This window comes from Streptomyces sp. NPDC005423, assembly GCF_040606415.1.
Classification (GTDB): domain Bacteria; phylum Actinomycetota; class Actinomycetes; order Streptomycetales; family Streptomycetaceae; genus Streptomyces.
Genome location: NZ_JBEXET010000066.1, coordinates 25176 through 30004, shown reverse-complemented (window position 1 = coordinate 30004; position 4829 = coordinate 25176). Strand labels below are relative to the sequence as shown.

Sequence of the window (4829 nt, the reverse complement as noted above, 5' to 3'; positions counted from 1 at the left end):
AACGACTGCGGTGCGGTCGGGAGTTCGGTGGGGGTGGACACCAGTCGGGTGCTCCTTGTTGTGTAGGCCCACTGGGGATGGGCGGGGTCGGCGGCCACTGGGGATGGGCGGGGTCGGCCTGTCGAGAGGCCGGCAGCGCTGCCGCAAGGCGGACGGCCAGGCAGCTGCCGCCCAGACGGGGCGACGACGGCGAGCCGGTGCAGGTTCGCGGACGCCCCGGGGGGCGGGTTCACTCCTGCACCGGCCCCGCCGCGAGGGCGTCCAGCTGCTCCTTCGTCCACGAGAGCTTGCCGGCCCGCAGGTCTTCGACCACCGCGCGCACCCACTCCAGCTCCGCAGCCGTGACGGCCCGCAGATACTCGGTCTCCAGGCGGGTGATGCGCGGCAGCCCCCGCTCCGCCTCCGCGGCCATGGCCGCTTTCAGCCCGTCGAGCTTCTCCGTGAGAGCGTCGACCCGCCGCTCCAGTACGTCCGCCATCTCGTCGGACGTGAGCAGAAGAAGGTTCGAGAGGGCGGCCGGGAACTCCGGGAACTCCTCCTTGGGCGCGGAGAGCATCTCCTCCAGCCAGGCGCGGGCGGTCTCGCGCCCCGTGCCGGTGACCTCGTACACGGTCCGCTCGGGGTACTGCTGATCGCGCCCGGTCTCGCGGACCGCGATCAGCCCGTCGCCATTGAGTCGCTCGATCGTGCGGTAGAGGCTCGCACGCTGCCTGACGTTGACGACCTGCTCCTTGCCCCAGTCCTTGACCAGCCGCTGGATGCCGTAGGGATGCAGCGGCTGGTAGTGCAGCAGGGCCAGGACGGTCAGGGCGAGGGGGGAACTGCGCGGAGCGGATGCGGTCATGGGCTCGATTGTAGCCACAGAGAAACTAGTTGACGAGCGACTAGTGTCACTGCAACTATCGACTCGTCCGCAAAGCACCTCCCAGAGAGGAACAACCGCGATGCCCCTCACCGAGCGCATCCACTCCGACCACGACCTCGTCAAGCACCTCGGTGACTGGACGGAGGCCGGCCGCTTCGAGGTCAAGGCCCGCTGCGGCGCCGCTGTCCTCGACCTCCGCTCCGCCGGCCTCCCCGACCAGGTCGAGATCCACCTCGACATGGACCGGGCCATGGTCAAGCTGCTCGTCGACGACGGCACCGCCGTCGACCACTGGAACCTGAGGTGGACCGCCCGCGGCCGCATCAAGGACTCCCGGTCCCCGTCCGCCGGCGACCAGGCGACCGACCGCCTGGTCCGGCTGTCCGGCTCTGCGGCGAACAGCGAGATCCGCATCCACCGCGGCGGCATCGCGATCATGTCGGCGATGTTCTCTCGCGCGTACCTCCACGATCTGCGCCGCGCGCACAAGAGCGGCGGCGTACCCACGATCGACGACCCTTCGAGGGGGCAGAAGTCATGACCGGCATCGGCAAGGCCCGCACCGCGCTCGTCATCGGCGGCGGTATCGCCGGCCCGGTCGCCGCGATGGCGCTCCGCCAGGCAGGCATCCAGGCCGCCGTCTACGAGGCGTACGCGCACACGGCCGACGGGGCCGGAGGCGGCATGACCATCGCCCCGAACGGCCAGAACGCCCTCGACGCGATCGCCGCGGGCGACCTCGTACGCGCCATCGGCACCCCGGTCACCGCCATGGGGCTACGGAGCTGGACGGGCAAGCCCCTCGCGAGGTTCGCCCCGCCCTCCCGCCTCCCGTCCCCGCAGTTCGTCTGGCGCGCCGATCTCTACCGCGCGCTCCACGACGAGGCGGAGCGCCGCTCCGTTCCCATCCACCACGGAAAGCGGCTGACCGGCACGACCGGCACCGGCTCCGGTGTCACCGCGCACTTCGCGGACGGTACCGAGGCGCGCGCCGACATCCTGATCGGCGCCGACGGCATCCGCTCCACGGTCCGCTCCCTGATCGACCCCGCCGCACCGCAGCCGAACTACGCCGGACTGGTGTGCTTCGGAGCGCGGATGAGCCGGTCAGGGATGCCCTCCACCAACGGGGTCATGTACATGTGCTTCGGCAAGCGCGCGTTCTTCGGCTACCAGATCTTCGACGACTCCTCGGCGGTGTGGTTCGTGAACCTGCCCCGCCGCGCCCCGATGACTGTCGCCCAGGCTCAGGCGATCGGCGCGGAGGAGTGGATGCGCACCCTGCGGACCGCCTTCGCCGACGACCGCACCCCCGCCCTCGAAATGATCAGCCGTACCGACACCGGCCAACTCCTCATCACCGGCCCGATGGAGAACATGCCGAGGGTCGCGAACTGGACCCACGGCCGCACGACCCTGATCGGCGACGCGGCCCACGCCGCCTCGTCCAGTTCCGGACAGGGCGCCTCCATCGCCGTCGAAAGCGCCGTCGAACTGGCTCGCTGCCTGCGGGACCTGCCCTACGACCTGGCTTTCGCGGCGTACGAACAACTGCGCCGGCCTCGCGTCGAACGCATCATCAAGCTCGGTGCCCGCACCAACAGCAACAAGACCGCGGGCCCGGTCGGCCGCGCCCTGCGCGACCTCGTGATGCCGGCGACCATGAAGCTGATCAACCCGGAGAAGATGGCCTGGCAGTTCGACCACCACATCGACTGGGACGCGAAGGTGGCCCCGCTGACGTGAACTCCAGCCCGTCCGCCGGGAGCGGGCTGCCGTCCACCCTCGGGTTCGGCACCGCGCCCGGCGCCTGCCGGGTGGGGTCCGATCGGTCACCCCGGGCCCTGGCCGCGGTCGGCTTCCCGTCTTTCGTCCGGACGTGGCCGAAGCGTTGGTGCTTGCTCAGCCGGGCAGCGTGACGAGCCCCATCTCATAGGCGGTGATCACGAGTTGGACCCGGTCCCGGGCGCCCAGTTTGGTGAGCAGGCGTGACACGTGCGACTTGGTGGTGGCCACCGTGATGAAGAGGTCCTCCGCGATCTCGGTGTTCGTCCGGCCGCGCCCGATGAGGGTCAGGACTTCCCGTTCCCGCTCGGTGATGCCCACGACCGGCCGTGGGGAGCGCCGCGGGGGGTGCCCGACGAAGTCGGCGATCAGCCGGCGCGTGACCCCCGGCGCGATCAGTGCGTCGCCGGCGGCGACCACGCGGATCGCCGCGAGGATGTCGTTCAGCGCCATGTCCTTGACCACGAAGCCGCTCGCTCCGGCCCGTAGCGCGCCGTAGACGTAGTCGTCCTCGTCGAACGTGGTCAGGACGAGGACGCGCGTCGCGGCCGGGCCGGCGGTGATCAAGCGAGTGGCCTCGATCCCGTCCATGCCGGGCATCCGGATGTCCATCACCACGACGTCCGGGCCGATGCTCCTGACCAGTTGGACCGCCTCGGCACCGGTTGCGGCTTCGCCGACGACCTCCAGGTCGGGGTGATCGGCCATGACCAGGCGCAGGCCGGACCGCACCAGTGGCTGGTCGTCGGCGAGTACGACGCGCACAGGACCGGCGGTCATCGGGCTTCCACCGGAACCCCGGCAGGGCCGGGCAGAGGCAGCCGGGCCGTCACCCGGAAACCGCCCTCGGGTCGCGACCCGGCACTGAGGTCGCCGTACAGCAGGGCGACCCGCTCCCGCATGCCCACGAGACCGAAACCGTGGGCCGAGCTGTTCTCGGTGGCACCGCGCCCATCGTCGACGACCTCCACGGACAGCTCCTCGTCTCCGTAGTCGATGAGCACGCGACAGCTTCCGGTGCCCGCGTGGCGGACCACGTTGGTCAGCGCCTCCTGCACGATACGGAAGGCGGACAGGTCGATGTCGGCCGGCAGGGGGCGCTCCTCCCCACTGCGGCGCACAGCAACATGTACCCCCGCGTCGGCCGTGGCCGCCGCCAACCGGTCGATGTCCGCCAGACCCGGCGAGGGGGCGAGGGCTGCCTGGTTTCCCGAGGCCGCCGCACCCAGGTCTGCCTGACGGAGTGCCACCAATGTCCGCCGAAGGCCCGACAGGGTCTCCCTGCTGGTGACCTCGATGGCCCGCAATGCCTCACCCGCCTCCGTGGGCCGGGTCCCGATGACCTGGCTCGCCGCCCCGGCCTGGATGGCGATGATGCCGATGCTGTGCGCGACCATGTCGTGCAACTCCCGTGCGATCCGCAGCCGTTCGGCGATCACGGCCTCGGCCACCTCCTGCGAACGCAGCACCACCGTGTGCTCGCGGCGCTCGCGGCTCAACAGTCCGCACGTCCAGGCCGCGGCCAGCGCCAGCAGGGCGATCACGACGTTCACGATCAGGTTGTCCCCGTGCGAGAAGCCGCCGACGACCAGGAGCTGGACGGTGAGGGATCCGGCCAGGGCGACGATCGAAGCGCGCCGCGCGCCGGTGGCGACGATGAGGCCCAGGACGAGGTCCACTGCGAGATACGACAGGAACTGGCCTTGATACGAGGCCGACACGCTCGCACGGGCGGAGCCCGGGGGGCCCACCACCACGGCGGTGGACCCCAAGAGCGCTATGGACAGAGCCAGGAGCGGCACGCGTCGCAGCACACCGACGAGCAGACTCGCCGCAAGCAGTGCCCCGAAACCGCGGACCGTGCCCGTAGCTTGCGGTGCGCCTCCTACGAGCGCACCCACCGCGAGGAGGTACAGGGCACCTCCCACGCAGGCCCCCGTCCTCGTTCTCGTCATCGCTGGTGCGGCCTCTCAAGAGGGGGACCGTGCTGTGCGACGTGCACGAGGAACGGGGTGGTCGGTATGGCATCCATCCCGCGAGACTATCCAGCCGCCGCCCCCGCGGGATCGGCCCACGGACGTACGCCCACGGGCGAAGGCGGCCGGCATGAGTACCTTGGTCGGGGGTGGGGGCCTCCCCCACCCAAGTGTGGGGGACCCCAAGCGGCTGCGCACCGCCG

5 protein-coding genes are annotated in these 4829 nt (G+C 70.9%); 2 read left to right on the top strand and 3 right to left on the bottom strand.

Annotation, left to right across the window (positions count from 1 at the left end; all coding sequences use genetic code 11):
- Nucleotides 1–229: 229 nt before the first annotated feature.
- The gene (locus ABZT12_RS36795; protein ID WP_356393406.1) at nucleotides 230–844 is read right to left on the bottom strand and encodes a helix-turn-helix transcriptional regulator; all 615 of its coding nucleotides are present in this window, start codon (nucleotides 842–844) and stop codon (nucleotides 230–232) included.
- Between the two features lie 100 nt (nucleotides 845–944).
- Here ABZT12_RS36795 and ABZT12_RS36790 point away from each other — a divergent pair, with 100 nt between their 5' ends.
- Complete coding sequence (locus ABZT12_RS36790; RefSeq protein WP_356393404.1) at nucleotides 945–1406, top strand: hypothetical protein; 462 nt, start codon at nucleotides 945–947, stop codon at nucleotides 1404–1406.
- A complete protein-coding gene (locus tag ABZT12_RS36785; RefSeq protein WP_356393401.1) occupies nucleotides 1403–2611 on the top strand; it encodes an NAD(P)/FAD-dependent oxidoreductase in 1209 nt (402 codons plus the stop codon). The genes ABZT12_RS36790 and ABZT12_RS36785 overlap by 4 nt, the downstream gene beginning before the upstream one ends.
- Nucleotides 2612–2767: 156 nt before the next feature.
- Here ABZT12_RS36785 and ABZT12_RS36780 read toward each other — a convergent pair whose 3' ends face one another.
- Together ABZT12_RS36780 and ABZT12_RS36775 are read right to left on the bottom strand one after the other, a co-directional pair.
- A complete protein-coding gene (locus ABZT12_RS36780) occupies nucleotides 2768–3430 on the bottom strand; it encodes a response regulator transcription factor (protein ID WP_356393398.1) in 663 nt (220 codons plus the stop codon).
- Nucleotides 3427–4578: a sensor histidine kinase gene (locus tag ABZT12_RS36775; protein WP_356393395.1), complete on the bottom strand. Its 1152-nt coding sequence runs from the start codon at nucleotides 4576–4578 to the stop codon at nucleotides 3427–3429. The genes ABZT12_RS36780 and ABZT12_RS36775 overlap by 4 nt, the downstream gene beginning before the upstream one ends.
- Nucleotides 4579–4829 lie beyond the last annotated feature (251 nt).

Bases quoted from the DNA above. Each gene is read 5' to 3' on its own strand.
- ABZT12_RS36795 (WP_356393406.1), bottom strand. From the start codon at position 844: ATGACCGCATCCGCTCCGCGCAGTTCCCCCCTCGCCCTGACCGTCCTG.
- ABZT12_RS36780 (WP_356393398.1), bottom strand. From the start codon at position 3,430: ATGACCGCCGGTCCTGTGCGCGTCGTACTCGCCGACGACCAGCCACTG.
- ABZT12_RS36785 (WP_356393401.1), top strand. From the start codon at position 1,403: ATGACCGGCATCGGCAAGGCCCGCACCGCGCTCGTCATCGGCGGCGGT.
- ABZT12_RS36790 (WP_356393404.1), top strand. From the start codon at position 945: ATGCCCCTCACCGAGCGCATCCACTCCGACCACGACCTCGTCAAGCAC.